Source organism: Stenotrophomonas sp. STEN029 (assembly GCF_056760015.1).
Genome location: NZ_JBRREC010000007.1, coordinates 49957 through 75393 on the forward strand (window position 1 = coordinate 49957; position 25437 = coordinate 75393).

A 25437-nucleotide genomic window follows, 5' to 3' on the forward strand; every position below is an offset into this window, starting at 1 on the left:
GGCATTATGGAAACCGGTGGACATTTGAGTCTGGGAGGGCCGGAATGAACGCTGCAAACGGTCCTGTCCCGGTCGTCGGGATGACCACTGAAAGCGCCGGGCTGGCACAGCCCGGCCGCCGTGCGCTGTTCAAGGGCGCGGCGGCCGCGTTGGCCGTCGGCAACCTGCCGCTGGCCGGCGTGCTGCAGGCGGCGACGTCGGAAGCCGCGGCGTCGGCCGCCGACCTGCTGTGGTACCGGCAGCCGGCGCGCAGCTGGGTGGAGGCCTTGCCGCTGGGCAATGGCCGGCTTGGTGCAATGGTGTTCGGTGGCGTCGCCAACGAGCGCCTGCAACTCAATGAAGACACGCTCTACGCCGGTGGCCCGTACAGCGCGGTCAACCCGCGTGCGCGCGACAGCGTGCAGCGCGTGCGTGAGCTGGTCTTCGCCGGTGACTATGCCGCCGCCGAGGCACTGGCCAACGAGACGCTGATCTCGCGGCCGGTCAAACAGATGCCGTACCAGCCGATGGGCAACCTGTGGCTGGAGTTCCATCGCCTGGAAGGCATCAGCGATTACCGCCGCGAGCTGGATCTGGATGCGGCCATTGCCTGCACCACGTTCCGCGCCGGTGCCGGCCTGCATCGCCGTGAGGTGTTCATCTCGCCGGTCGATCAATGCCTGGTGTTGCGCTACACCGTGGAAGACGGTGAGCCGATGGGCGGTTTCATCCGCACCGCCAACGAGCACGCAACCAGTACGACGGCCACCGACGATGGTTGGCTGGTCAGCGGCCACAACGTGTCGCGCGACGGTGTGCCCGGCACGCTGCGTTTTGCGTTCCGTGTGCAGGTGCGCCATGTTGGCGGCAAGCTGCGCATCAACACCGATCACATCGCCTTCGACGGCGTGCGTGAGCTGGAACTGCGCCTGGTCGCCGCTACCAGCTACCGCGCCTTCGATGACGTCGGCGGCGATCCGGAAGCGATCACAGCCGCACAGTTGTCCAAGGCCGCAGGCAGAAGCGCCGCGCAGCTGCGCGCCGATCACCTGGCCGAACACCAGCGCCTGTACCGGCGCATGCGCCTGGACCTGGGCCGCACTGGCGCCGCCGACAAGCCTACCGACGAACGCATCGCGGCTTTTGCCAGCGGTGATGATCCGGCACTGGTCGCGCTGTACCACGCCTATGCCCGTTACCTGTTGATCTGCAGCTCGCGTCCCGGCACCCAGCCGGCCAACCTGCAGGGCATCTGGAACGATCTGATGGACCCGCCGTGGGAGAGCAAGTACACGCTCAACATCAACACGCAGATGAACTACTGGCCGGCCGAAGCGGCGGCCTTGCCCGAATGCGTGGAGCCCTTGCAGCGGATGATCGGCGAACTGGCCCGCAGCGGCGCGCTCACCGCGCAGCAGATGTACGGCGTCGATGGCTGGGTGGTGCACAACAACACCGACCTGTGGCGCGTCAGTACGCCGCCCGATGGCGCGCAGTGGGCACTGTGGCCGACTGGCGGCGCGTGGCTGCTGCAACAGCTGTGGGACCGCTGGGACTATGGCCGCGACCCGGCTTACCTGCGCCAGGTCTGGCCGCTGTTCAAGGGCGCGGCGCTGTTCTTCGTCAACAGCCTGCAGCGCGATCCGAACACCGGCCACCAGGTCACGGTGCCGTCGATCTCGCCGGAGAACCAGCATCCGCACGGCGCGGCGATCTGCGCCGGGCCGACGATGGATGCGCAGCTGCTGCGCGACCTGTTTGGCCAATGCATCGAAGCCGCTCGCCTGCTCGATACCGATCACGCCTTCGCCGCACAACTGGACACGCTGCGTGCGCAGCTGCCGCCGAACCGGGTCGGCCGCGCCGGCCAATTGATGGAGTGGCAGCAGGATTGGGACATGCAGGCGCCGGAACTGCACCATCGCCACGTCTCGCATCTGTACGGCCTGCACCCGTCCAGCCAGATCAACCGCCGCGACAGTCCCGAGCTCAGCGCCGCCGCACGCCGCACCCTGGAACTGCGCGGTGACGAAGCGACCGGCTGGGGCATCGCCTGGCGCCTGAACCTGTGGGCGCGGCTGGGCGAAGGCCAGCGTTGCCTGCAGATCCTGCGCCTGCTGCTGGCACCGCAGCGCAGCTATCCAAACCTGTTCGACGCACATCCGCCGTTCCAGATAGACGGCAATTTCGGTGGCGCCGCCGGCATCGTCGAGATGCTGGTGCAGAGCTGGGGCGGGGCGGTGTTCCTGCTGCCTGCGCTGCCGGCCGAACTGGCGCAGGGCACCTTGCAGGGCGTGCGTGTGCGCAATGCCGGCGTGCTCGACCTGCAGTGGAGCGCTGGCAGCCTGCAGCAGGTCAGCCTGCTGGCCGAACGCGGCGGCGCCTTCAACCTCGTTTACCAAACCCACGAACTGAAACTGGACCTGCGTGCCGGCCAGCGCATCACCGCGCAGCTGCACGACGGTCAATGGAGTCTTGCATGAGTCACCTTGCTTCCCGTTGGTGCGCGGCATGAGCATCGTCGCCGGTATCGACGCGGGCACGCAGAGCCTGAAAGTCGTGGTCTACGACGCCGCACAACGGCAGTTGCTGGCCACGGCCAGCGCACCACTGCAGCTGCACAGTGCCGATGACGGCAGCCGCGAGCAGGATCCGGCAGCGTGGGTCGCGGCGATGGAGGATTGCTTCGCCCGCATCGACCCGCAGCTGCGCCAGCAGGTGCAGGCGCTGGCGGTGTCGGGCCAGCAGCATGGCTTCGTCGCGTTGGATGCGGACGGCAAGGTGCTGGCGCCGGCCAAGCTGTGGTGCGACACCAGCAGCAGCGCCGAATGCGCACGGATCATGGACGCGGCCGGCGGCGCGCAGCGCTGCATCGAACTGGCCGGCAACCCCATCCTTGCCGGCTACACCGCCTCCAAGCTGCCATGGACGGCCAAACACCGGCCGGATGCCTACGCGAAGCTGGCGCATATCCTGCTGCCGCACGACTACCTGAACTTCGTGCTGACCGGCCAGTACTACTGCGAGCACGGCGATGCCTCGGGCACCGGCTGGTTGGATGTGCGCACGCGCCAGTGGTCGCCAGAACTGCTGAAGGCGACCGACGCCAACCGCGATCTCGCTGCCTGCCTGCCGCCGCTGGTGGACGCCGATGCCCTGTTCGATATCGCGCCCGGAGCTGCAGCACGCCTGGGCTTGCCGGCCACGGTGAAGGTTGGCGCAGGCGGCGGTGACAACATGATGGCCGCGATCGGCACCGGCTGCGTTGCGCCGGGCAAGCTGGCGATGAGCCTGGGCACGTCGGGTACCTTGTTCGCCAGCTCCGATGTGCCGGTGGTGGATGCCGGTGGCGCATGGGCGGCGTTCTGTTCGTCCAGCGGCGGTTGGTTGCCGCTGATCTGCACGATGAACTGCACCGTGGTCACCGAGCAGGTGGCGCGCATGTTCGGCTTCAGCAGCCGCGACGGCGATGCGCACATCAATGCGGCCACGCCGGGCGCAGATGGGCTGGTGATGCTGCCCTTCCTCAATGGCGAGCGCACCCCCGACTTGCCGCTGGGCAAGGGCGTGCTGGCTGGCCTGGACGCCACCACCATGAACCCCTCGCACTTCTACCGCGCGGCGATGGAGGGGGCGACCTATGCACTGAAGTACGGCTTTGACGCCTTCGTCGGCGCCGGCATGCGCTTCGACCGCATCGTGCTGACCGGTGGCGGCAGCAACAGCGCTGCCTGGCGGCAGATGGTCGCCGATGTGTTCGGCCTGCCGGTGGAAGTGCCGCAGCAGTCCGAGGGCGCCGCATTCGGTGCCGCCCTGCAGGCGCTGTGGGCATTGCAGCGCAGCGCCGGCAACGACGCATCCCTGGCCACACTCGCGGCCACCCATGTAACCCCCGATGCCGCAGCCACTGCCACGCCCGACGGCGCGCGCAGCGCGGCCTATGCGCTGGCCTACCAGCGCTACCTGCAACACCTGCACGCCGTCATGCCGCTGTACCGCGGTTGATTCTTTCCCCGTAGTTTGTCGACACAGGAATTCGCACCATGAGCAAGCAGCCCTTCATCGGCGCCACCGAGTATTTCCCCGGCATCGGCCAGATCCCGTTCGAGGGTCGCGACTCGGACAACCCCTTGGCGTTCAAGGTCTATGACGCGGACAAGCTGGTCGGTGGCAAGAGCATGCGCGAGCACCTGCGCTTCGCTGCCTGCTACTGGCACACCTTCTGCAACGCCGGTGCCGATCCGTTCGGCCCGGGCACGCGCCGCTTCCCGTGGGAGAAAGGCGATGCCATGGCCACCGCCGAGGCCAAGGTCGATGCGGCGTTCGAGTTCTTCACCAAGCTCGGTGTGCCTTACTACTGCTTCCACGACGTCGACATGGCGCCGGACGCCGATGACATCGGTACCTACGAAAAGAATCTCAAGCACGTGGTGGCGCTGGCCAAGCAACGCCAGCAGGCCACCGGCACCAAGCTGCTGTGGGGCACCGCCAACCTGTTCTCGCACCCGCGTTACATGAACGGCGCGGCGACCAACCCGGATTTCAACGTGGTCAGCCGCGCCGCGGTGCAGGTCAAGGCTGCGCTGGAAGCCACGGTTGAACTGGGTGGCGAGCACTTCGTGTTCTGGGGTGGCCGCGAAGGGTATGCCAGCCTGCACAACACCAACATGAAGCGCGAGCTCGAGCATTTCGCACGCTTCCTTAGCGCCGCGCGCGACTACGGCCGTAGCATCGGCTTCACCGGCAAGTTCTTCATCGAACCCAAGCCAATGGAGCCGATGAAGCACCAGTACGATTTCGACTCGGCAACCGTCGCCGGCTTCCTCAAGGCCAATGGCCTGCAGGACGACTTCATGCTCAACATCGAGGCCAACCACGCCACGCTGTCCGGCCACACCTTCGAGCACGACCTGCAGGTCGCCTCCGATCACGGCCTGCTCGGCAGCATCGATGCCAACCGTGGCAACGCGCAGAACGGCTGGGACACCGACCAGTTCCCGACCGACCTGTACGACACCGTCGGCGCGATGCTGGTGGTGCTGCGCCAGGGCGGCCTGGTCGGCGGCCTGAACTTCGACGCCAAGCCGCGCCGCGAATCCACCGACATGGAAGACCTGTTCATTGCCCACATCGGTGGCATGGATGCGTTCGCACGCGGTCTGGAAGTGGCCCACGGCCTGCTCAATGATTCGCCGTGGGAACAGTGGCGCGCACAGCGTTACGCCAGCTTCGATGCCGGCGCCGGCAAGGACTTCGCCAGCGGCAAGCTGGGCCTGGCCGACCTGGCCAAGCTCGCGGCCGGCAACGGCGAACCGGTGCAGGCCAGCGGCAAGCAGGAGCGCTACGAGAACCTGCTCAACCAGTACCTGCTGCGCTGAGCACCAGGCCGACGACATAACCAGACAGAGAGGGTGAGGGGATGGGGCAGTCAGCAGCAAACAAGGAAAACACCGCGCTGATCGTATTGATCAGCGTGGTGGCGACGATAGGCGGGTTCCTGTTCGGCTTCGACAGTGGCGTGATCAACGGCACCGTCGATGGCCTGAAGCAGGCCTTTGGCTCCACCGAGGCGCAGCTGGGCTTTGAAGTGGCCTCGATGCTGCTGGGCTGTGCGATCGGCGCGTTCTTCGCCGGCCGTCTTGCCGATCGGCTGGGCCGACGCTCGGTGTTGATCATCTCGGCGGTGCTGTTCCTGCTGTCGGCCTTGGGTGCCGGCGGTGCGCACAGCTCGCTGGTGTTCATCGCCGCGCGCGTGGTCGGTGGGTTCGCGGTGGGTGCGGCCAGCGTGATGTCGCCGGCCTATATCGCCGAGGTTGCACCGGCGCGTTACCGCGGTCGGCTGGCCACGGTGCAGCAGATCGCGATCATCTCCGGCCTGTTCATCGCCTTCCTCAGCAACTACCTGCTGGCCAAGGCCGCTGGCGCCTCGACCGAGCCGCTGTGGGCCGGCCAGGCCGCATGGCGCTGGATGTTCTGGATGCAGGCGATCCCGTCGCTGCTGTTCCTGCTGCTGTTGCTGTTCATCCCGGAAAGCCCGCGCTTCCTGGTGGTCAAACGCCGCAAGGACGAAGCACTGGCCGTGCTGACCCGTCTGTTCGGTGCCGAGCAGGCGCAGGCCACGCTGGGCGAGATCGACGCGTCGTTGTCGCAGGACCACCACCGCCCGCAGTTGTCGGATCTGGTCGACAAGGCCACCCGCAAGATCCGCCCGATCGTCTGGGTGGGCATTGGCCTTGCGGTGTTCCAGCAGCTGGTAGGCATCAACGTGGTGTTCTATTACGGCGCGGTGCTGTGGCAGGCGGTGGGCTTCTCCGAGAGCGATGCGTTGCTGATCAATGTGTTGTCCGGCGCGCTCAGCATCGGTGCCTGCATCGTCACCGTGTTGTTGATCGACAAGATCGGTCGCAAGCCGCTGCTGTGGATCGGTTCCAGTGGCATGGCGGTATCGCTGGGACTGGTGGTCTACGCCTTCGCCAGCGGTTCGATGGTGGAAGGCCACCTGCAGCTGCCCGGCCACATGGGCACGCTGGCGCTGGTCGCGGCCAATGCATACGTGGTGTTTTTCAACGTGTCCTGGGGCCCGGTGATGTGGGTGATGCTGGGCGAGATGTTCCCCAACCAGATCCGTGGCTCGGCGCTGGCGGTTGCCGGTGCGGCGCAGTGGACGGCGAACTTCATCGTCACGGTGACCTTCCCGATGCTGCTGGCCGGCATTGGTCTGGCATCGACGTACAGCATCTACCTGGTGTCGGCGGTGATCTCGGTGTTCTTTGTTATCAAGTTCGTGCGTGAGACCAAGGGTCGTTCGCTCGAGCAGATGGAGGGTTGAGGATGATGACGTTTTCGACACGCCGCGTTGCCCTGGTTGGCGCGCTGGCAGTGGGTATCGCGGTGCTGGCCGGCTGCAACAGCGGCGACAACGGTGCACCGCAGGCGGCCACGGCCGATGCCGCGTATGACGGCACGATCCATCCGGAACAGTGGCCGGTGGTGGAATGGCCGCTGGCGGAAGATCCGGCGCTGGAAAAGCGCGTCAACGATCTGCTGGCGACGATGACGCTGGAGGAGAAGGTCGGCCAGCTGGTGCAGGGTGACCTGGCCAGCATCACCCCGGACGACGTGCGCAAGTACAGGTTGGGCTCGATCCTGGCCGGTGGCAGCTCCGACCCGGGTGGCAAGTACAACGCACCGGCCAAGGACTGGCTGCAGGTTGCCGATGACTTCTGGGCCGCGTCGATGGATACCAGCGGTGGCGGCAAGGCGATTCCACTGCTGTTCGGTATCGATGCGATGCACGGCCAGAGCAACGTGGTGGGCGCGACGCTGTTCCCGCACAACGTTGGCCTGGGTGCAACCCGCAACGTTGAACTGCAGCGCCGGATCGGCCAGATCACCGCCGCCGAAACCCGCGCCACCGGCATGGAGTGGGCGTTCGCGCCGACCGTGGCAGTGCCGCAGGACGTGCGCTGGGGCCGCGCCTATGAAGGCTATTCGGAGAACCCGCAGCTGGTGGCCGAGTTCGCCGCGGCGATGGTCGAAGGCCTGCAGGGCAAGGTCGGCACGCCGGACTTCCTCGACGACAAGCACGTGATGGTGTCGGTCAAGCATTTCGTCGGCGACGGCGGTACCACCGACGGCAAGGACCAGGGTGATACCGCGGTCAGCGAGGCCGAGCTGCGTGATGTCCACAGCGCCGGTTACGTCACCGCCATCAAGGCCGGTGCACAGTCGGTGATGGCTTCGTTCAACAGCTTCCACGGGGTCAAGATGCACGGCCACAAGCCGCTGCTGACCGACGTGCTGAAGGGCCGCATGAACTACGGCGGCTTCGTGGTCGGCGACTGGAATGGCCATGGCCAGATTCCCGGTTGCAGCACCACCGATTGCCCGGCCACCTATGACGCCGGCCTGGACATGGCGATGGCCACCGACAGCTGGAAGGGCATGTACGAGTCCACCGTCGCCGCGGTGAAGTCGGGCAAGCTCTCGACCGAGCGCCTGGATGACGCCGTGCGTCGCGTGCTGCGGGTGAAGTTCCGCATGAACCTGTTCGATGCGCCCAAGCCTTCGGCGCGTGCATTGGGCGGCAAGTTTGAACTGCTGGGTGCAGCCGAACACCGCGCGGTGGCTCGTCAGGCCGTGCGCGAATCGCTGGTGCTGTTGAAGAACAACAACGGCATCCTGCCGCTGCGCGCCGACCAGAAGGTGCTGGTGGCCGGTGATGGCGCCGATAACATCGGCAAGCAGGCCGGTGGCTGGACCTTGAACTGGCAGGGCACCGGCACCACCCGTGCCGACTTCCCCAACGCCGACACCATCTGGGAAGGCCTGCAGCGTGAAGTCAGTGCTGCTGGTGGCAGCGCCGAGCTGGCGGTCGATGGCAAGTACAAGTCCAAGCCGGATGTGGCGGTGGTGGTGTTCGGCGAAGAGCCTTATGCCGAATTCCAGGGTGACATCCCCAACCTGCTGTACAAGCCGGGCAACGATGCCGACCTGGAACTGCTCAAGCGCCTGAAGAGTGAAGGCATTCCGGTGGTGGCGGTGTTCATCAGCGGTCGTCCGCTGTGGATGAACCGCGAGATCAATGCTTCCGACGCCTTCGTCGCGGCTTGGTTGCCGGGTTCGGAAGGCGCGGGTATCGCCGATGTGCTGCTGCGCAAGGCCGATGGCAGCGTCAACCACGACTTCAAGGGCAAGCTCAGCTTCTCCTGGCCGCGCACCGCGATTGACTCGGCGGTCAACAAGCCGGGTCACAACCCGCTGTACAAGTTCGGCCACGGCCTGAGCTATGCCGACAAGGGAGATGTGGCAGCGCTGCCGGAAGACTCCGGCGTGAGCGGTGAGCAGGCCGGCAGCGGCGTGTACTTCGCCAAGGGCCGTCCTTCGCTGGGCCTGTCGCTGCAGCTGTCCAGTGCATCGCAGCCGGACATGCCGGCCACCACCGTGCCGACCGTACTGGCTGACGGCACCTTGAGGATGACCGCGGTCGATCACAAGGCGCAGGAAGACGCACGCCGCCTGCAGTGGTCGGGCACGGCACTGGCAAAGTTCGCCTTGATTGCCGCCACGCCCATTGACGTCACCCGCGAGAGCAACGGCGACGTGCAGCTGCAGTTGACGCTGCGCCGCGACAGCGCGGTATCGGCACCGTTGACGGTGGGTGTGGGTTGCGGTGCGGGTTGTGCGGCCAAGGTCGACCTGCAAGCCACCTTGTCGGCCATTCCGGCTGGCAAGTGGGTCAGCGTTGGCGTACCGCTCAAGTGCTTTGCCGCTGCGGGTGCGGATCTGTCCAGGATCCAACGTACCACTGAGCTGGAAACGGCTGCCGTTGCGGATATTTCGGTATCACGGATCGCTCTTGGCGCTGCCGGTGAGGCCGAGGTAAACGTAGACTGCGCAACACGCTGAAACAGCGAAAGCGCCGGTACGGGAGGGTGCCGGCGCACCTGATGATGTGGCCCGTTGGGGTCGGTAGCGAAAGGGCGCAGGGATGACAGCCCGGTCGGTGCACAACAGGGAGTGATGAGATGGGTTTGGGTACGTTGGATATCGCGATCGTACTGGTCTACCTGGCCGGTATCTTCGTTCTTGCGCAATGGGTGTCGCGGGAGAAAGCCGGGCACAGCAAGGATGCCAAGGATTACTTCCTGGCCAGCAAGTCATTGCCGTGGTGGGCGATCGGCGCATCGTTGATCGCGGCGAATATTTCCGCCGAGCAGATCATCGGCATGTCCGGTTCGGGCTATGCGATCGGTCTGGCGGTGGCCTCGTATGAGTGGATGGCGGCGCTTACCCTGTTGATCGTCGGCAAGTGGTTCCTGCCGGTGTTCCTGCGCAACGGCATCTACACCATGCCGCAGTTCCTGGAACAGCGTTATGGCAGCCGCATCCGCACGGTGATGGCGGTGTTCTGGCTGGGCCTGTACGTGTTCGTCAACGTCACTTCGATCCTGTGGCTGGGCGCGGTGGCGGTCAACCAGGTCACCGGCATCGACCAGATGACCGCGGTGGTGCTGATCGGCGTGTTCGCGCTGCTGTACCAGTTGTACGGCGGACTGAAGGCCGTCGCGCTTACCGATATCGTGCAGGTCACGCTGCTGGTGCTCGGCGGCCTGTTCGTCGCAGGGCTGACCTTGAACCAGCTCGGCGATGGTGCCGGCATCGTCGCCGGCTTCAACAAACTGTGGCAGGCGCAGCCGGGTCACTTCGAGATGATCCTCAGCAAGGACAACCCCTTCTACAAGGACCTGCCTGGTCTGAGCGTGCTGCTCGGCGGCCTGTGGATCATGAACATCAGCTACTGGGGCTTCAACCAGTACATCATCCAGCGTGCGCTGGCGGCCAAGAGCATCGGTGAAGCACAGAAGGGCGTGTTGTTTGCTGCGTTCCTGAAGCTGTTGATGCCGGTGATCGTGGTATTGCCGGGTATCGCCGCGGTGATGCTGGCGCCGAACCTGGACAAGCCGGACCAGGCCTATCCGACGATGATGCGGATGCTGCCGACCGGTGTGCTCGGCCTGGTGTTTGCCGCGCTGGTGGCGGCCATCGTTGCCTCGCTGGCATCGAAGATCAATTCGGTGGCGACGATTTTTACCTTGGATTTTTACGCCAAACGCAATCCCGAAGCGGATCAGACCAAGCTGGTGCGTGTGGGCCGTATCGCTGCGGTGTTGGCGGTGGTGCTGGGTATTCTCACCGCCAAGCCCTTGCTGGGCAGCTTCGACCAGGCCTTCCAGTACATCCAGGAGTACACCGGCTTCTTCACCCCGGGCATCGTGGTGATCTTCATGCTGGGCCTGTTCTGGAAACGAGCCAACGAGGCTGGTGCACTGTCGGCGGCGATTGGTTCGTTCGTGTTGTCGATCGTGTTGAAGCTGGCCTGGCCGGCATTGCCCTTCATCGACCGCGTCGGCCTGGTGTTCCTGCTGGCGTTGGCCTTGGCGATAGGCGTATCACTGTTGACGCCGGCGGCGCCCGAGAAGGACATCATCGACACCCGTGACGTGGATTACCGCACGGGCGGTGTGTTTAACATCGGCTCGGTGGCGGTGATCGCGATCCTGGTCGCGCTGTACGCGGCGTTCTGGTGATCTGAGCTTGAGCCCCTCTCCCTCCGGGAGAGGGGTTGGGGAGAGGGTGAGGTGCGAAGCATCTTGTAGAAGCCAGAAGCAGAAGCAGTAGCTAGAGGCAGAAGCGCAAGGGCAAAAGCTCAAAGGCAAAAGCTCAAAGACAAAAGCTCAAAGACAAAAGCTCAAAGACAAAAGCTTCCCCTCATCCGCCCCTTCGGGGCACCTTCTCCCGCAGGCGGGAGAAGGGATGCAAAGCAAAGCAAGGCAAGGCAGGGCAAAGCAGAGCTGGAAATGCGTCAGTTGCAGCTGACCACGAGCGGAGTGCATTCCCTTCTCCCGCCAGCGGGAGAAGGTGCCCCGAAGGGGCGGATGAGGGAGCTTTTGGCTCTTGGCACCGACCACACCCCGGCCGCGATGCACTTACCCGTGCCACCAATCAAAACCGCAACAATCAATCCAAGACTTGCAGGTTCACTGCTTGGCAGCAGGCTCCACGCTGGCAACCCACGCATCAATCTCACCCGCCTTGAACGGCCCAAGCTTCTGCTTGAGCACGCGCCCCTGTGCATCAACCAATACGCTGTATGGCAGCAGCCCCTGCGAATTGCCCAGCTTGACGCTGGCATCCTGCGGCCCCGGCGTTTCGATCACGATCGGGTAATACACCGGCACGTTGCCAAGGAAATCCAGCACCGCTTCCGGCGTGTCCAAGGCCAAGCCCACCACCTGCGGTCCAGTGTCCGCATGACGCGCAGCAAAGCGCGCCAACTCGGGCATCTCCTCGATGCAGGGCGCACACCAGCTGGCCCACACATTGATCAACAGCGGCTTGCCCTTGAACTGCTCCGGGAACTTCACCGGCATGCCATCCAGGTCGGGCAGGGTGAATGAAGGCATCAGTTCGCCGACACGCACACCCTGCACCGGCGTCGCCGATTTCAGCGGTGCAGAGGGCGTGCTCATCGACGGCAGTGGCGGTGTGACCGGGCGGCTCAGCCATGCACCGGCCGACAGCCCGGCTGCGGCCGCGATACCTGCCACCCACCACGCGGCGCGGCGCATCAGCGTGCCGCGCGCAGCAGCGCTTCTTCAGCGATGGATTGGGTCAGTACGGTCGGCAGCACGCGCGGCGGTGCCCCCGGTCCATACACCACATACAGCGGCACACCGACCGCCTTGTGCTGCTCGAGGAAGGCGCTGATCTGCGGATCCACATTGGTCCAGTCACCGCGCATGTACACCGCGTTGACCCGCTTGAGCGTGTCACGGAACTTGTCGCGGTCCAGCACGTTGCGTTCGTTGGCCTTGCAGGTGACACACCAGTCAGCGGTCATGTTGACGAACACCACGCGGTTGTCGGCGCGCAGGCGGTCCAGCATCTGTGGCGAATAGGACACCGTGCCTTCGCTGGCGATGGCAGCGCCCGGCGGCGGCAGGCGGGTCACGCCCCACACCGGCACCAGCGCCAGCAGCGCGATCACCGCGCCCAGCACCATGCCGATCCGACGGCTATGCCAGCGGCTGCGTTCAAACCACCACAGGCCCAGCGCCAGCAGGGTCAGGCCGACCAGCATCAGGCCCATCGCATCGATGCCCCGCTGCTTGCCCAGCACCCACAACAGCCAGATGGCAGTGAGGTACATCGGGAAGGCCATCACGTGCTTGAAGGTTTCCATCCATGCGCCCGGCTTGGGCAGCCGCTCGGCCAGCGCTGGTACAAAACCAATCAGCAGGAACGGCAGTGCCAGACCCAGCCCCAATGCCAGGAACACAAGCATCGCCAAGGCCGGCGGTGCGGTGAAGGCGTAGGCCAAGGCAGGACCCATGAACGGTGCGATGCAGGGGCTGGCGACCACGCAGGCCAGCACGCCGGTGAAAAAATCACCGCTGGGGCCGCTGCGACTGGCGAGGCTCTGGCCCAGTTGGCCGGCATTGCCGCCCAGGGTGAACAGCCCGGACAGGCTCAGGCCAACGACGAACATCAGGTACACCAGCGCGGCGATGAACCACGGGTGCTGCAACTGGAAGCCCCAGCCGGCTGCCTGGCCGGCAGCGCGCAGTGCCAGCACCAGGCCACCAATCGCGGCAAACGCAACCAGCACGCCTGCCGTGTACCAAAGTGCGTGGCTGCGCGCGCGCTGGCGGCTCTCGCCACTCTGTGCAACGCCCAGCACCTTCAGCGACAGAATCGGCAGGACGCAGGGCATCAGATTGAGGATCAGGCCGCCAGCCAGCGCCAGCAGCAGAACCCACAGCAGCGAACCGTTGCCGGCGGTATCGGCGGGCGGTTGGCTGCGGCGGGTATTGTCGGCGGACGCATCGGGCGCGGCTTCGGCCAGGCTGGCGGCCGCAGCAGCCGGACGCACCACCAGCGGCTGCGGTGCCGGCGGGTTGGCCGGGTCGATCAGCGGCATCGGCGGGACTTCGCCCTTCTTGCCGGCCGGCAACGGCTGGATCACCAAGGGGGCAACTGCCAGTTCTTCTTTTTCCTTCGACGAGATCTTGCCGGCGGGCAGCGACAGCCGCACCCGGCGGGTCATCGGTGGATAGCAGATACCGTCGGTCTGGCAGCCCTGGAACGTGACAACCAGGGTGGCCGGCGTGGCGTCGGGCTTGTCGCGGCGCAATGGCAGCGGTACATCGACCTGGTCGAAATAGACCACCACGTTGCCGAAATGCTCGTCGCGGTAGGGCTTGCCGGCGGGCCATTGTGGGCGGCCGGCGCGCACGCCATCGGCGCCTTCCAGTGCCAGCGAGGTGCGGTCGCGGTACAGGTAATAGCCCGGTGCCGGCGAGAAGCGCAGCAGCAGGCGGTTGCCGTTGTCGACGATGGCCTCGAAGCCGAAGGCCTTTTCCGAGGGCAGCGGCAGGCCCTGCACGGCGGGCGCGCCGGGCAGGCTGAGGCCGCCACCGTTGTTGCCGGCGAGCGGGTTGAAGATGGGTGCGGAAGACGGTGCAGCGGCTGCAGCCGCGGGCGCGGCGCCGCTTGCTGCGGGCAGTCTTACTTCGATGTTGCGCTTTTGCGGCGGGTAGCACACGCCGGCATCGGCACAGCCCTGGTAGCGGACTTCGAGGGTGACGCTGGTGGCGCCCGCGTCGGCGGTACCCGGCAGGACCGCGCGCAGCTGGCGATGGTAGGTCTCCACATCGCCAAAGAATTCGTCGTGCTTCTTCTCGCCCTGTGGCATCTGCAGCGCGCCGGCAGTGAAGCCGGGGCCGGCTTTGACACTGGTGCGGTGATGGTAGAGGTAATAGCCCGGGGCGATGTCCCAGCGCAGCTCGATGCGGTCGCGGCTGAGAGCCTCGGCACGCAGGGCAAAGGCCTGGTCTACCGGTAGCAGGTCTTTCTCATTGATGGCCAGCGCCGGCAGGGCGGCCAGGGTAAGCAGGCAGAAAGCGGCAAATTGTCGCAACAGCATCATTAATTATGTTTCCTCCCGGGTCTGCGCCCGGATCCAGTCCAGATACGCCGGCAGGCCGGCGCTGGGGGAGATCGCCACGATCTCCGGCAATTCATAAGGGTGGTGCAACCTGATCGCGGCGCTCAACGCATCCAACCGATCAGCACAGGTTTTTATAACAAGCTGAATCTCTTCAGCTTGTTCAATCTGCTCCTGCCAGCGGTACACAGACCGCATCGCAGGCAACAAGTTCACGCAGGCAGCCAAACGCTGCTCCACCAGATGGTGAGCCAAGGCCTGCGCGGTTTGTTCGTCGGGGCAGGTGCAGAAGACCAGTCTTACGTCCATCGAGCCATTGTGGCAGAAGCGCTTGAGGCGTTTTCGGATGGAAGTGTTGACATCGTTGTCATCAATTGTATATTGCGGCCGGTCACAGTTTCACGCGGTTTTCATCTGATGCCAGATGGAGGCCAATTCCTACGAAGGTTCTTGTCACGGCGGATGCAGGTGTTCGCAGGGCTCTACAGGGGGGCATATGCAGCAACACAAAAACCGGGGCTTCACGCTGATCGAGCTGATGATCGTCGTGGCCATTATTGCCATCCTGGCCGGCATCGCCATGCCGCTGTACTCGGACTACGTTCTGCGCAGCAAGCTCCGTACAGCGCAGAGCGATTTGATGGCGTTGTCCAGTACGGTCGAGAATTTCCGCCAGCGCACACTGGGCTACCCGGCCAGTGACGCGGCAGCCAAGAAGGGCTGGAATGCGGCGACCAAAGCTGGCCAGTTCACCTATAGCTATACCGCCACCAACAGTGGTTATGAGCTCAAGGCGGTCGCCGGCAGCGCGTTGGGCAAGGCCAGTGGCTGCACGCTCAAGCTCGATTCGGACAACAGCCGCACGGTGTCCGGTAACTGTGCCGGCGTGAGTGACTGGCCATGAGCCGCCGCGCCACGGGTTTTTCACTGATCGAATTGATGGTGACCCTGGCGGTGATGGCGGTGCTGGCCTTGGCAGGCATGCCGTTCACGCTGCAGTGGATCGACAGCAACCGGCAGATGCAGGCACGCAACCTGCTGTGGGAGGCCGTGTCGCAGACCCGCTCGCTGGCCTTGCGCAATCCGGAGCACGTCACCGGTGCGGCTGTTTCGGCACGTCTGCAGCACAGTGGTCGCAGCCTGCAGATATTGCGTGGCGCTGGCAACGAAGTGTTGTGGCAGGGCGAGTTGCCGCGCGGTGGCGAGTATCGCCTGACCGGCGCCGATGACTATGCCGATGCAGACGAGCTGCAAGCCTCGGGCGCGCTGATGTCCTGCGTGGCCTTCGACAACCGTGGCCAGCGCCTGCCGGGCGCGGCGAGCTGCAGCAGCGCAGCCACCCATTCGCGTATCGCCATTGGCATGAACAGCCAGGAACCGCTCTATGTCGATCTGCTTTGACCCGCGACGCCGGCAGCGCGGCGACATCATGCTCGAGGCTCTGGTCGGGGTGTTGATCACCAGCATCATCGGCGCCGGTCTGGCCCATGTAATGGCCAATGTGATGAACAACCAGCGCGATGCCAAGGTCGAAAACCTGGTGGTTGAGCGTCTGCGCGACAGTCTGCAGACCCAGGGCGTGGGCTTGTGCGGCAGTGGCACGCTGGAGATCGGCATGCCCAACGGCGAGTCCAGGAGCGCTGCGGTCAGCTGCGAGGCCGCCACCGCAACGGTAGCCATGGCGGGTATTGCACGCACCGTGGAGGCACCACAGCGGGTGGACCTGACGGTCGCCGCGACCGATCTCGGCAGCAAGGGCGCCAACGAAAACGATCCCGATCTGCTGGTGTCGACGAAGCAATGAACATGCATGCACGCACTGCCACCCGGATCGGCCGCCGGCAGCAAGGCGGCCAGAGCCTGATCAGCATGCTGGTAGGGCTGCTGATCTCGCTGATCACCATTGCCGCGATGATGACGCTGTATAAGACCATGGTGGAGGTTTCCGCGAACGCATCGCGTTCTGCATTGCGCGATGGGCAGGTGTCGGCGGCGTTGTTGTCGGCGCAGATCGAGCTGCAGGGCGCTGGCTTTGGTGTGCCGGCCGCCGACAGCTTGACCAGCAAGCTGCATGTTCGCGACGCAGGCAAGGAGTTGGTGTGGCGCTACAAGGCCGAGCTGACCGCCAGCGGCTACGTCTGTTCGGGCCTGCGGTTGGTCGACGGTGAGGGTCTGTACCGCTTTACCCCCAAGGCCTGCAGCGATGCCCAAGCTGCTACATGGAAAAGCGATGAGCAGCACCTGCTTGCTGGTAGTGCGGCCTTCTTCACTCCCATGCAGAAAGATGGCAGCGCCTTTGCCTCCGGTGAGCAGGAAGTCGGTGCGATGAGCCTGGCGCCAGGCTATGTGTTTTCGCTCAAGGGTGAGCGTCAATGCCTCCCATACATGCAGCAGGATTTCAGCACCACGCCTGCTGCAGCGGTTGGCCAGCAACTGGCCTTGGAACGCAGCGACGCCAGCAGCCATCTGTTCTTGGCCTGCCTGCCCAATCTAGCAGTGACCATCTGATGCACAGGGGACGTGTTGGCATGGACAGGAATCGTTTTTCCGCTTTCAAACGGCAGCGTGGCGTTGCCACGCTGCTGATCGTGTTGATGGTCGGACTGGCGGTTTCGGTCACGGTTGCCGCGACCATCTACTCGCTGCGCGGCACCCAGTCGCAGCAGCTCACCACGCATTCGGCCACGGCTGCACAGGCGGCGGCATGGCGCGGTGTCGAAGCACTGCGGCTGTACCTGCTGCAGGTTGATACCAGCGTATGGCCGGGCTGGGTAGGCAATGATGCCAAGCCAGTCAGCGGGCTTGAAGCGCTGGGCGTGCGCGCTGCAACGGTGACATCGATCGAGGTTACCGGCAGCGACCACTACCGGGTCAGTGCCCAGGTCATTGGCACCGCGGGTGTCGGCAGTGCCTTGACCACAGCCACCGTCGAAGTGATCTATGACGTGGTACCGGGAAATGGCACCCCTGGCATTCCGCCGGTATGCGCGTCGATGCCGAAGGCGCCGATGGTGTTCAACGGCAACCTGGATTACAGCGGCGGCAAGCTCGACGTCACCAATGCGGTGGATTACGAGAACATCGTGGTAGCCGGCAACCTGACGATTGGCGGTGGTTCGACCGCGCGCATCTCCGGTTGCGTCAAGGGCGATGTGTCATTGAGCGGCGGTGGCATCACCGACAACGGTCATCTGTATTCGGAAGGCACCATCCGCATCAACGGCATGGGCAATCCCAATGGAACCACGCTGTGGGCACGCAATGTCGAGATCGGCAGTGGTGTCAGCGGTGGCAACTACACCGCGATCAAGGCTGGCGCCTATGCGGTTGGCGTTTACTCCGGCACCGCGCTGATCGGCACCGCCGAAGTCGGCGGCCACCTGATTGCGTCCACAGTAACCGGCGGCACGCCGTGGGTGACGGGTACTGTTGCGCCGCTCCACAGCGGCCACGCAGTGATCACCTTGGCCGACCAGAGCCAGTTCCTGCTGGATTTCAGCAAGCAGGACAGCGCCGGCGCGCCGCTGTTGAAGGTCGATGCAACGACCGGCTTGGTAACCGGTGCGGCCGCTGCCGAGCGTTTGAAGGGTGCGGACAGTGTCAGCCTGCCGGATGCGCTGAGCTTCCGCTCCACCCGTATTGCCGGCGGCACCGTTGGCTTGGCAACACTCACGGTGGGCCAGTTGTGGGGCTACAACGTCACCGTGTCGGGTTGGAGCGGCAAGTACGAGACACTCTGGGCCAGCGGAAACATCGCAATGACATCGGGCACGGTGAAGAATCTGCTCGGTGGCGGTGACATGACGGTCAACCAGGTTTCGGTCAGCGGTTCGGGCCGGCTCGCTGGCAACCTCAACATGCCGGTGAACAACGTGCAGACCAGGCAGGCTGGCACCAGTCCAGGTCTGCCCGGCATCCCGTACTGCGAAGCGCGGGTCAAACCGGTGGATGCCGACAACTTCCTGGCCATGGCCAACTACGCCTTCAGCACGGTTGATGGCGCCGCGCAGTTGACCATCCGCAATGTAAAGCGTGCCAATGGTGATTCCATCGACGGGGTGTATCCGCTGAACAATCCCAGCCCAGCGCAACTGGCGATCCTGCAGGAGCTGATGACCTGCAACTACACCAATGAGAAGGGCTGCCTGAAGGCCAGGCAGCGCGATGGCAGCTGGTTGCTGCACGGGGTCAGCAAGATGCCGGCGGGCGTGCTGTGGTTTGACCAGTCGGTGAAGATCGACGGTACCAGTACCGATTTCCTCAATACCGTGGTGGTGCGTGGTTGTGACGACCCGAGCCAGGCTACCTGTGGCGGCAACGTCACCCTTACCACTGCCGGCCATCGCGACCTGATCGCGCCGAACTTCGCCGGTGCGGCCAAGGTCTGTGGCGGCGACTTCTATCCGACCAACCTGTGCGCCAGCCGCACGCAGCTGGTGGAGTGGGAAGGGCAGGGGCCTGATGGCAAGCCGCAGACCTACCAGGGCCTGCCGATTGCCAACACCACCGTGATCGCCGAAGGCGCTGCCGACATCGCGGGCTGGGAGCTGCGTGGCAGCGTGATGCTGGGCAAGCAGCTGTCGACCAGTGGTGCCACCGTCACCATCCACGGCAGCTTGACGGTAGGCAGCAACCAGACCGCCGATACCAAGATATCCGCCGGCGGCATCGCGGTTGATGTTCCCAGCGGTGGTGGCCTGAACCTGCTCCCGGTGTGCAGCACCGGCAGCGGTGGGCTGCCGGCAAGCCCTGCCAGCGCCTCGGTGCAGTGGTCGCGGTACCTCTGATATTCCAAAAAAGTAGTTCAGCCCGCGGTCTGGGCGGCTCTCTCTCTTGATATGGCGTGCCCCGAAATCCCCCGGGACGCGCCATTTTTTTTCGGCGTGAACGGTGCCCGATCCCCGCGATCATACGGCGCCGTTCGTGGCGGAGCTTCAGATGCCGAAACCGGCAGGGGCGGAGGTGATGCAGGCGGCCCGCAGTCCGTGGCGTATTCGGGACTGCGGCGGTGGGGCAGGTGGCACGATTGCCGCCGGCGCCCGCAGGGGCAGTTACCAGACCCTGCCAGCCGGGATGATCATTTTTCCGGCCTGCCCTTGAAAGGCCCCCAGCCAGCCCCATCTCCCAAACAAGCCCGCACGACGGGTCTTTTTACGCGTGATGCCGACGTCCCCCTGTTTCCCAGTCGGTGTCGCCGGAATTTCAGGCCAATCAATTACTTAAGAGGTCCTTCATGAGCATCAAGCCGCTTCACGACCGCGTTGTGGTCAAGCCGATCGAAGCCGACGAAATCTCCGCCGGCGGCATCCTGATCCCGGATTCGGCCAAGGAAAAGTCCACCAAGGGTGAAGTCGTGGCCGTGGGCCCGGGCAAGCCGCTGGACAACGGTTCGGTGCGTACCCCGTCGCTGAAGGTTGGCGACAAGGTCATTTACGGCCAGTACGCCGGTTCGTCCTACAAGGCCGAAGGCGTCGAGTACAAGGTGCTGCGCGAAGACGACGTGCTTGCCGTCATCGGCTGAGCTGCCGCGCCACCTGTTCCTGTAAACCCCCTTTCCCGATAAAAGCAGCCGAGCTCGGCTCGGCTCTACTCAGAGGTAATCGCAATGGCTGCCAAGGATATTCGTTTCGGTGAAGACGCCCGTTCGCGCATGGTGCGCGGCGTCAACGTTCTCGCCAATGCCGTCAAGGCAACCCTGGGCCCGAAGGGCCGCAACGTCGTGCTCGAGAAGAGCTTCGGCGCCCCGACCATCACCAAGGACGGCGTGTCCGTCGCCAAGGAAATCGAACTGGCTGACAAGTTCGAGAACATGGGCGCGCAGATGGTGAAGGAAGTTGCTTCGCGCACCAATGACGACGCTGGCGACGGCACCACCACCGCCACCGTGCTGGCCCAGGCCCTGATCCGCGAAGGCGCCAAGGCCGTTGCCGCCGGCATGAACCCGATGGATCTGAAGCGCGGTATCGACAAGGCCGTGATCGCCGCCGTCGCCGAGCTGAAGAACATCTCCAAGCCCACCGCTGACGACAAGGCCATCGCCCAGGTCGGCACCATTTCGGCCAACTCCGACGAGTCGATCGGCAACATCATCGCCGAAGCGATGAAGAAGGTCGGCAAGGAAGGCGTGATCACCGTTGAGGAAGGCTCGGGCCTGGAAAACGAGCTGGACGTCGTCGAGGGCATGCAGTTCGACCGCGGCTACCTGTCCCCGTACTTCATCAACAACCAGCAGTCGCAGACCGCTGACCTGGATGACCCGTACATCCTGCTGCACGACAAGAAGATCTCCAACGTGCGTGACCTGCTGCCGGTGCTGGAAGGCGTCGCCAAGGCAGGCAAGCCGCTGTTGATCATCGCCGAGGACATCGAAGGCGAAGCGCTGGCTACCCTGGTGGTCAACACCATCCGTGGCATCGTCAAGGTCGTGGCCGTCAAGGCACCGGGCTTCGGCGACCGTCGCAAGGCGATGCTGGAAGACATGGCCGTGCTGACCGGCGGCACCGTGATCTCCGAAGAAGTTGGCCTGTCGCTGGAAAAGGCCACCATCAAGGACCTGGGCCGCGCCAAGAAGGTGCAGGTCTCCAAGGAAAACACCACCGTCATCGACGGCGCTGGCGATACCGCTGCCATCGAATCGCGCGTCAAGCAGATCAAGACCCAGATCGAAGAAACCTCTTCGGACTACGATCGCGAGAAGCTGCAGGAACGCGTTGCCAAGCTGGCCGGCGGCGTTGCCGTGATCAAGGTCGGTGCATCGACCGAAATCGAAATGAAGGAAAAGAAGGACCGCGTTGACGACGCCCTGCACGCTACCCGCGCAGCCGTCGAAGAAGGCGTGGTCCCGGGCGGCGGCGTCGCCCTGGTGCGCGCTGTCTCCGCTCTGGCCGGTCTGAAGGGCAACAACGAAGACCAGAACCACGGCATCCAGATCGCCCTGCGCGCGATGGAAGCCCCGCTGCGCGAAATCGTTGCCAACGCCGGTGAAGAGCCGTCGGTCATCGTCAACAAGGTCAAGGAAGGCACCGGCAGCTTCGGCTACAACGCTGCGTCCGGCGAATTCGGCGACATGCTGGAATTCGGCATCCTGGACCCGACCAAGGTGACCCGTTCGGCACTGCAGAACGCAGCCTCGATCGCTGGCCTGATGATCACCACCGAAGCCATGGTTGCCGAAGCTCCGAAGAAGGACGAGCCGGCAATGGGCGGCGCCGGTGGCATGGGCGGCATGGGTGGCATGGGCGGCATGGACTTCTAAGTCCACCGCAGCCTCACCGCTGCCTGTAGTACGCAAAACCCCGCCGAAAGGCGGGGTTTTGTTTTGTTGCTCCCTCCATTGCGCCGAAAGCGGAGGGGAGGGTTGGGGAGGGGGAGCTCTGCGGCCTTTCAAGCAACACCAGCTTCGCGACTCACGCCTCTCCCACAACACCGGCACTATCTCTGGGCGCGGGCCCATTGCACGATGCTGCTGGCTGGCATGGCGCCAGACTGCCGCGCAATCTCGCGACCACCCAGGATCAGCACCATCGTCGGAATGCTGCGGATGGCATAGCGGGTGGCGATGGCCGGCTCCGCTTCCGTATCCAGTTTGCCCAGGCGCATACGTGGCTCCAGCTGCACGGCGGCCTTGGCGAACTCCGGTGCCATCTGCCGGCACGGGCCGCACCAGCTGGCCCAGAAATCCACCAGCAAAGGGATCTGCGAACGGTTGGCGTGTGCTTCAAACGCGCTCGCGTTCAAGACCATCGGCGCTGCGGCAAACAAGGCCTGATGGCAGCGGCCGCATGACGGTGCCTGGCTCAGGCGAGCGGCAGGGACGCGGTTTACGGCGTTGCAATGCGGGCAGGCAATCTGCAGCAGTTCGGAACTGGTGTCGTTCATCGGAATGACTTTGTGCGTTGAATCAGTTGTCAGTATCGCTGCCACGACGAGCCGATTGTCCAGCTACCTGTGGAACGCGCATTTCCGCGCGGGATGAACAATTGCAGCGCATACATTGCGGCAATCCACGGTTCATATGCGCGCAGTCGCGGTGTCAAACGGGCTCATTCATTTGAGCTCCGGCAGATGTCGCTGATCGATTCAACAGCTGCTTGAAAGGCCGAATGACGAGCTGCTGTTGCCCACTCGCCAAGGCTGAACCTGTCGACGCTCCCGGTCTGTTGCCGCTGAAACTGTCGCATCGCACAAAAAACCGTGTTATCAATGCTGCCCATGAACGCAGCCCGCGCCAGCTTTTACTTTTGGTATTACTTTCCCAAGCCGCTGGCGGAGGAAGGACTGCGCTTACCCTGAAGAAACTTTCAGATGCATTCCCGAAAAGCCGCCAGCGAACCTGGCGGCTTTTTTCATGCCGCCACGCTGGGGCCAAACCATTCACCGCTTTGAACTGGAGACCCCCATGCCCCCCCATACCGACGATCTGCGCATCCGCAAACTTGAACCCCTGACCTCGCCGGCGCAGCTGCTGGCGCTGCTGCCCTGTGACGAGGAAGCCTCGCAGACCGTGGCCGACGCCCGTGCCTCGTTGCACAGCATCCTGCACGGCCAGGACGACCGCCTGGCGGTTGTCGTGGGCCCGTGCTCGATCCACGACCCGATTGCGGCGATGGAATACGCCCAGCGCCTGCGTCCGCTGCGCGATGCGCTGGCCGGCGAGCTTGAGATCGTGATGCGTGTGTACTTCGAGAAGCCGCGCACCACGGTGGGCTGGAAGGGCCTGATCAATGACCCGGACCTGGACGGCAGCTTCAACATCAACAAGGGCCTGCGCGTTGCGCGTGGTCTACTGCGTGACATCAACCGCCTCGGCCTGCCGGCTGGCGTGGAGTTCCTGGACGTGATCTCGCCGCAGTACATCGCCGATCTGGTGGCCTGGGGCGCGATTGGTGCGCGTACCACCGAAAGCCAGGTGCACCGCGAGCTGGCTTCGGGCCTGTCGTGCCCGGTTGGCTTCAAGAACGGCACCACCGGCGATGTGAAGATCGCTGCCGATGCGGTCGGCGCGGCCTCGCACCCGCACCACTTCCTGTCTGTGACCAAGGAGGGCGGCACCGCCATCGTGGCCACGCGCGGCAACCCGGATTGCCATGTGATCCTGCGCGGCGGCAAGACCCCGAACTACGACGCCGCCAGCGTGCAGGCCGCCAGCGACGTGCTGGCCAAGTCGCAGCTGCCGGCGCGGTTGATGATCGACGCCAGCCACGCCAACAGCAGCAAGAAGCCGGAGAACCAGCCGAAGGTAGTCGATGACATTGCCAGCCAGCTGGAAGCCGGCGAGCAGCGCGTGGTCGGGGTGATGATTGAAAGCCATCTGGTGGCCGGCCGCCAGGACCTGGTCGAAGGCCAGCCGCTGGTCTACGGCCAGAGCATTACCGACGGCTGCATCGATTGGGACAGCACCGTGCAGGTGCTGGAGCGTCTGGCCGAGGCAGTGCGTGCACGCCGCCGCGCCCAGCTGGAGGCGGCGGCCTGAGGATTCCGTGACAGTTTCACTGGCGCACATCGGGCTGTCCAAGTAGTTTACGCGGCGGGAGGCGGTAGGCCTCCCGCCTGCTTTGGAGACAGGGGGAGCACCGTCTCCGGCAGGAAGCCTATGAATCACCGCTCCATGGAGAAGGAACTGATGCGTACCCGTATGTGCACCGTGGCATTGGCGATGATGCTGGTCCCGTCGCTGGCGCTGGCCAAGAAGGAAGTTTTTGATTCGGGCAGTGGCTGCCTGCAGAACCTGTCGGTGGCCGGTGGCTTCACCAGCGGCAAGCAATTCCTGGCTTCGACCGACCATGAAGGTGTCAGTTACGCCGACGCGTTCGCCAAGACCGTTGCTGCGATCGAAGCCGAAGGCATGGTCGGGATTTACCCGAACGAGACCACCGGCTACATCGCCGCCGAGAATCCGGTCCGTGGCGGCGGCGGTTCTACCGTTCCGTTGCGCACCACCGTGCGTCGCCAGCCTGACGGCAGCGTCCGCGTCGAAGTGCGTTTCAGCATCAAGGGTGGCCAGATGACCTCCAACAAGGCGGTTGGCGAAGGTCTGTGCAAGATTGCCGACGCAGCCAGCCTGTAAGCCGGGGCAGGGCCAGGTGAAGGGGCTGTGGTTTCTGTATCTGCTGGAGTGCCGTGACGGCAGCTATTACGCGGGTATCAGTACTGATGTGCAGGCCCGTTTCCTGGCCCATGTTGCCGGCAAGGGCGCGCGTTATACCCGCGCGCACCCGCCGCTGCGGGTGCTGGCCAGCCGCGCCTATGCCGACCGCTCGGCCGCGTCCCGCGCCGAATGGCAGATCAAGCAGCTGCCGCGTGAGCGCAAGCTGGCCTGGCTGGAACGGACAGAAGATTGAGGTAGAGTCGCACCTGTAGCCGCGGCAGCTAGCGGCTTCCAACGTCCGGTCATCCGGGCAACAGCCACGCATGCGGCGGCGGTAGCAGGGCGGCAGCGTGCCGGCATCATCCTCAAGCGGGGTATTGCAATGGCAGGTTGGTACGAGTTGGACAAGAGCAGCGACGGTCAGTTCTATTTCGTGCTCAAGGCAGGCAACGCTGAGGTCATCCTGACCAGCGAGCGTTACACCACGCGCGCCGGCGCGGAGAATGGCATCGCCTCGGTGCAGAAGAACAGCCCGGATGAGGCGCATTACGAGCGCAAGACCGCCAGCGACGGTCGCTACCATTTCAATCTGAAAGCGGCCAACCACCAGGTGATCGGTAGCAGCCAGATGTATGCCTCGCAGGCTGCGCGTGAAGCCGGCATCACCAGCGTCAAGGGCAATGGCCCCAGTACCACGATCAAGGACAAGACGGCGTAGCGGTGTTGCAGCTGTTGTAATGAAAAACCCCGGGAAAACCGGGGGTTTTCAGTTGTAGTGCCGCGGGGAGCGAAGGCGCCCGATACAGTAAGAGTCAGCAAAGAACCCCGAAAAAGGAGACCACAAAAAAGAGGACGGAAACAA

21 protein-coding genes are annotated in these 25437 nt (G+C 64.4%); 17 read left to right on the forward strand and 4 right to left on the reverse strand.

Annotation, left to right across the window (positions count from 1 at the left end):
* Window positions 1-80: 80 nt before the first annotated feature.
* From ACVOLI_RS02975 to ACVOLI_RS03000, 6 genes are all read left to right on the forward strand, one after another.
* Window positions 81-2462, forward strand: coding sequence for a glycoside hydrolase family 95 protein (locus tag ACVOLI_RS02975; protein WP_481533478.1), 2382 nt, complete (start codon window positions 81-83; stop codon window positions 2460-2462).
* Window positions 2463-2490: 28 nt separating this feature from the next.
* A complete protein-coding gene (gene xylB, locus ACVOLI_RS02980; protein ID WP_481533462.1) occupies window positions 2491-3984 on the forward strand; it encodes a xylulokinase in 1494 nt (497 codons plus the stop codon).
* A 38-nt stretch (window positions 3985-4022) separates the two neighbouring features.
* Window positions 4023-5357: a xylose isomerase gene (gene xylA / locus ACVOLI_RS02985; protein WP_282267440.1), complete on the forward strand. Its 1335-nt coding sequence runs from the start codon at window positions 4023-4025 to the stop codon at window positions 5355-5357.
* A 41-nt stretch (window positions 5358-5398) separates the two neighbouring features.
* The gene (locus tag ACVOLI_RS02990) at window positions 5399-6808 is read left to right on the forward strand and encodes a sugar porter family MFS transporter (RefSeq protein WP_481533463.1); all 1410 of its coding nucleotides are present in this window, start codon (window positions 5399-5401) and stop codon (window positions 6806-6808) included.
* A 2-nt stretch (window positions 6809-6810) separates the two neighbouring features.
* Window positions 6811-9387, forward strand: a complete 2577-nt coding sequence (locus ACVOLI_RS02995; RefSeq protein WP_481533464.1) for a glycoside hydrolase family 3 protein — start codon at window positions 6811-6813, stop codon at window positions 9385-9387.
* A gap of 119 nt (window positions 9388-9506) precedes the next feature.
* Window positions 9507-11069: a sodium/sugar symporter gene (locus ACVOLI_RS03000; RefSeq protein ID WP_481533465.1), complete on the forward strand. Its 1563-nt coding sequence runs from the start codon at window positions 9507-9509 to the stop codon at window positions 11067-11069.
* 450 nt (window positions 11070-11519) lie between these two features.
* On the opposite strand, the gene ACVOLI_RS03005 is transcribed toward ACVOLI_RS03000, so the two are convergent.
* From ACVOLI_RS03005 to cutA, 3 genes are read right to left on the reverse strand one after another with little or no spacing between them, the layout of a single operon-like run.
* Window positions 11520-12110: a TlpA family protein disulfide reductase gene (locus ACVOLI_RS03005; RefSeq protein ID WP_481533466.1), complete on the reverse strand. Its 591-nt coding sequence runs from the start codon at window positions 12108-12110 to the stop codon at window positions 11520-11522.
* Window positions 12110-14470 (reverse strand): protein-disulfide reductase DsbD family protein, encoded by a 2361-nt coding sequence (locus ACVOLI_RS03010; RefSeq protein ID WP_481533467.1) that lies wholly within the window; start codon window positions 14468-14470, stop codon window positions 12110-12112. The genes ACVOLI_RS03005 and ACVOLI_RS03010 overlap by 1 nt, the downstream gene beginning before the upstream one ends.
* A 3-nt stretch (window positions 14471-14473) precedes the next feature.
* Window positions 14474-14797, reverse strand: coding sequence for a divalent-cation tolerance protein CutA (gene cutA / locus ACVOLI_RS03015; RefSeq protein WP_282267453.1), 324 nt, complete (start codon window positions 14795-14797; stop codon window positions 14474-14476).
* 187 nt (window positions 14798-14984) lie between these two features.
* On the opposite strand from cutA, the gene ACVOLI_RS03020 reads away from it, so the two are divergent.
* The 7 genes from ACVOLI_RS03020 to groL all read left to right on the forward strand — a co-directional run bounded on the left by ACVOLI_RS03020 (window position 14985) and on the right by groL (window position 21743).
* Window positions 14985-15392, forward strand: coding sequence for a type IV pilin protein (locus ACVOLI_RS03020; RefSeq protein ID WP_481533468.1), 408 nt, complete (start codon window positions 14985-14987; stop codon window positions 15390-15392).
* Window positions 15389-15889 (forward strand): pilus assembly FimT family protein, encoded by a 501-nt coding sequence (locus tag ACVOLI_RS03025; protein ID WP_481533469.1) that lies wholly within the window; start codon window positions 15389-15391, stop codon window positions 15887-15889. Before ACVOLI_RS03020 ends, ACVOLI_RS03025 begins: the two co-directional genes overlap by 4 nt.
* On the forward strand, window positions 15873-16292 hold the full coding sequence (locus tag ACVOLI_RS03030; RefSeq protein WP_481533470.1) for a type IV pilus modification PilV family protein: 420 nt from the start codon (window positions 15873-15875) through the stop codon (window positions 16290-16292). The genes ACVOLI_RS03025 and ACVOLI_RS03030 overlap by 17 nt, the downstream gene beginning before the upstream one ends.
* 2 nt (window positions 16293-16294) lie before the next feature.
* A complete protein-coding gene (locus ACVOLI_RS03035; RefSeq protein ID WP_481533471.1) occupies window positions 16295-16996 on the forward strand; it encodes a hypothetical protein in 702 nt (233 codons plus the stop codon).
* Window positions 16997-17016: 20 nt separating this feature from the next.
* Window positions 17017-19275 carry a hypothetical protein gene (locus tag ACVOLI_RS03040; protein WP_481533472.1) on the forward strand — a complete coding sequence of 753 codons (2259 nt, stop codon included), beginning with the start codon at window positions 17017-17019 and terminating at the stop codon, window positions 19273-19275.
* Window positions 19276-19721: 446 nt separating this feature from the next.
* On the forward strand, window positions 19722-20009 hold the full coding sequence (locus ACVOLI_RS03045) for a co-chaperone GroES (RefSeq protein ID WP_282267469.1): 288 nt from the start codon (window positions 19722-19724) through the stop codon (window positions 20007-20009).
* Between the two features lie 84 nt (window positions 20010-20093).
* Complete coding sequence (gene groL / locus ACVOLI_RS03050; protein WP_282267471.1) at window positions 20094-21743, forward strand: chaperonin GroEL; 1650 nt, start codon at window positions 20094-20096, stop codon at window positions 21741-21743.
* A gap of 176 nt (window positions 21744-21919) precedes the next feature.
* On the opposite strand, the gene trxC is transcribed toward groL, so the two are convergent.
* Window positions 21920-22366 (reverse strand): thioredoxin TrxC, encoded by a 447-nt coding sequence (gene trxC / locus ACVOLI_RS03055; RefSeq protein WP_481533473.1) that lies wholly within the window; start codon window positions 22364-22366, stop codon window positions 21920-21922.
* A 520-nt stretch (window positions 22367-22886) separates the two neighbouring features.
* Here trxC and ACVOLI_RS03060 point away from each other — a divergent pair.
* From ACVOLI_RS03060 to ACVOLI_RS03075, 4 genes are all read left to right on the forward strand, one after another.
* Window positions 22887-23960, forward strand: a complete 1074-nt coding sequence (locus ACVOLI_RS03060) for a 3-deoxy-7-phosphoheptulonate synthase (protein ID WP_481533474.1) — start codon at window positions 22887-22889, stop codon at window positions 23958-23960.
* Window positions 23961-24110: 150 nt separating this feature from the next.
* On the forward strand, window positions 24111-24554 hold the full coding sequence (locus tag ACVOLI_RS03065) for a hypothetical protein (protein WP_481533475.1): 444 nt from the start codon (window positions 24111-24113) through the stop codon (window positions 24552-24554).
* Between the two features lie 16 nt (window positions 24555-24570).
* The gene (locus tag ACVOLI_RS03070; protein WP_481509357.1) at window positions 24571-24828 is read left to right on the forward strand and encodes a GIY-YIG nuclease family protein; all 258 of its coding nucleotides are present in this window, start codon (window positions 24571-24573) and stop codon (window positions 24826-24828) included.
* 129 nt (window positions 24829-24957) lie between these two features.
* Entirely contained in the window at window positions 24958-25293 is a 336-nt protein-coding gene (locus ACVOLI_RS03075) for a YegP family protein (protein ID WP_282273201.1), read from the forward strand.
* The last annotated feature ends 144 nt before the right edge of the window (window positions 25294-25437 follow it).

Bases quoted from the DNA above. Each gene is read 5' to 3' on its own strand.
- ACVOLI_RS03020 (WP_481533468.1), top strand. From the start codon at position 14,985: ATGCAGCAACACAAAAACCGGGGCTTCACGCTGATCGAGCTGATGATC.
- cutA (WP_282267453.1), bottom strand. From the start codon at position 14,797: ATGGACGTAAGACTGGTCTTCTGCACCTGCCCCGACGAACAAACCGCG.
- xylA (WP_282267440.1), top strand. From the start codon at position 4,023: ATGAGCAAGCAGCCCTTCATCGGCGCCACCGAGTATTTCCCCGGCATC.
- ACVOLI_RS03030 (WP_481533470.1), top strand. From the start codon at position 15,873: ATGTCGATCTGCTTTGACCCGCGACGCCGGCAGCGCGGCGACATCATG.
- groL (WP_282267471.1), top strand. From the start codon at position 20,094: ATGGCTGCCAAGGATATTCGTTTCGGTGAAGACGCCCGTTCGCGCATG.
- ACVOLI_RS03000 (WP_481533465.1), top strand. From the start codon at position 9,507: ATGGGTTTGGGTACGTTGGATATCGCGATCGTACTGGTCTACCTGGCC.
- ACVOLI_RS03010 (WP_481533467.1), bottom strand. From the start codon at position 14,470: ATGATGCTGTTGCGACAATTTGCCGCTTTCTGCCTGCTTACCCTGGCC.
- ACVOLI_RS03025 (WP_481533469.1), top strand. From the start codon at position 15,389: ATGAGCCGCCGCGCCACGGGTTTTTCACTGATCGAATTGATGGTGACC.
- ACVOLI_RS03005 (WP_481533466.1), bottom strand. From the start codon at position 12,110: ATGCGCCGCGCCGCGTGGTGGGTGGCAGGTATCGCGGCCGCAGCCGGG.
- ACVOLI_RS02975 (WP_481533478.1), top strand. From the start codon at position 81: ATGACCACTGAAAGCGCCGGGCTGGCACAGCCCGGCCGCCGTGCGCTG.
- ACVOLI_RS03045 (WP_282267469.1), top strand. From the start codon at position 19,722: ATGAGCATCAAGCCGCTTCACGACCGCGTTGTGGTCAAGCCGATCGAA.
- ACVOLI_RS03060 (WP_481533474.1), top strand. From the start codon at position 22,887: ATGCCCCCCCATACCGACGATCTGCGCATCCGCAAACTTGAACCCCTG.
- ACVOLI_RS03065 (WP_481533475.1), top strand. From the start codon at position 24,111: ATGCGTACCCGTATGTGCACCGTGGCATTGGCGATGATGCTGGTCCCG.
- ACVOLI_RS02995 (WP_481533464.1), top strand. From the start codon at position 6,811: ATGATGACGTTTTCGACACGCCGCGTTGCCCTGGTTGGCGCGCTGGCA.
- ACVOLI_RS03035 (WP_481533471.1), top strand. From the start codon at position 16,295: ATGCATGCACGCACTGCCACCCGGATCGGCCGCCGGCAGCAAGGCGGC.
- ACVOLI_RS03075 (WP_282273201.1), top strand. From the start codon at position 24,958: ATGGCAGGTTGGTACGAGTTGGACAAGAGCAGCGACGGTCAGTTCTAT.
- ACVOLI_RS02990 (WP_481533463.1), top strand. From the start codon at position 5,399: ATGGGGCAGTCAGCAGCAAACAAGGAAAACACCGCGCTGATCGTATTG.
- ACVOLI_RS03040 (WP_481533472.1), top strand. From the start codon at position 17,017: ATGGACAGGAATCGTTTTTCCGCTTTCAAACGGCAGCGTGGCGTTGCC.
- trxC (WP_481533473.1), bottom strand. From the start codon at position 22,366: ATGAACGACACCAGTTCCGAACTGCTGCAGATTGCCTGCCCGCATTGC.
- xylB (WP_481533462.1), top strand. From the start codon at position 2,491: ATGAGCATCGTCGCCGGTATCGACGCGGGCACGCAGAGCCTGAAAGTC.